The organism is Candidatus Aquarickettsia rohweri (assembly GCF_003953955.1).
Lineage (GTDB): Bacteria > Pseudomonadota > Alphaproteobacteria > Rickettsiales > Midichloriaceae > Aquirickettsia > Aquirickettsia rohweri.
In genome coordinates, this window is sequence record NZ_RXFM01000152.1 from 1 (window position 1) to 910 (window position 910).

The following is a 910-nucleotide window of genomic DNA, read 5'->3' on the forward strand; positions in this document are numbered from 1 at the left end:
CTACAAGAATTCTGTGCCATTTATAAAATGTACTTCTCGGCACATTCTTTTGCTTACAAAATTCATATTTACTTACATTACTTTTTTTATATTCTTCTACTAGCTCTTTCCATTTTTCATTACTTATTCTTTTTTTCTTTTTTTCTAATAGCATCATTAGCCTCTATTTTTTTAGGCTTTTGTTCTACCACTTATTTTTATTCTTGCCTAGATGCCCTTATTTTAGCGCTTACTTTTTAAATAAAAAGTATTTCTTATCTCTCAATTTGGCGTCATGGTAAATAATGGTGATCTTTCTTTTAATATAGATATATTTAAATCAGATTTACTTATTAAACTAATAATAGCCAAACTAAACACAATAATAAAGCCTGTTAAATAAAGGATATTTTTAAATTCTAAAATTTTTTTCAACTTCCCTTTTTTAGTATTTTTATTTTCTAGACAATTAGCACTAGTATATAAAATTAAATTCTGCTCCTTTCCAATTTTATCCATAACTTGATTGCAGGCATCTATACATAATCCACAACCAATACACTCCATTTGCATGCCATCTCTTATATCTATTCCCGTAGGGCATACTAATACGCATTTATAACAATCTATGCAATCTACTTTATTTTCATTTATTTTAGCTCTTGGTTCTCCTCTTCTATAATCATAAGTTACAACTTTAGTGCTATTTTCAATCATTGCAGATTGAAATCTCCCATAAGGACACATATAAATACGTAAGCGCTAAAATAAGGGCATCTAGGCAAGAATAAAAATAAGTGGTAGAACAAAAGCCTAAAAAAATAGAGGCTAATGATGCTATTAGAAAAAAAGAAAAAAAGAATAAGTAATGAAAAATGGAAAGAGCTAGTAGAAGAATATAAAAAAAGTAATGTAAGTAAATATGAATTTT

Annotated in this window: 2 protein-coding genes; both read right to left on the bottom strand. The window is 27.0% G+C overall.

Going from position 1 to position 910, the window contains the following annotated elements:
• Nucleotides 1–157, bottom strand: a 157-nt coding sequence (gene tnpA / locus EIC27_RS08575) for an IS66 family insertion sequence element accessory protein TnpA (RefSeq protein ID WP_410519448.1), incomplete at its 3' end; no start/stop codon positions are given.
• Between the two features lie 104 nt (nucleotides 158–261).
• Nucleotides 262–726: a 4Fe-4S dicluster domain-containing protein gene (locus EIC27_RS06875; protein WP_276310353.1), complete on the bottom strand. Its 465-nt coding sequence runs from the start codon at nucleotides 724–726 to the stop codon at nucleotides 262–264.
• Between the last annotated feature and the right edge of the window lie 184 nt (nucleotides 727–910).

Excerpts from the sequence above, each read along its gene's own strand:
- EIC27_RS06875 (WP_276310353.1), bottom strand. The coding sequence starts at position 726 with ATGTGTCCTTATGGGAGATTTCAATCTGCAATGATTGAAAATAGCACT.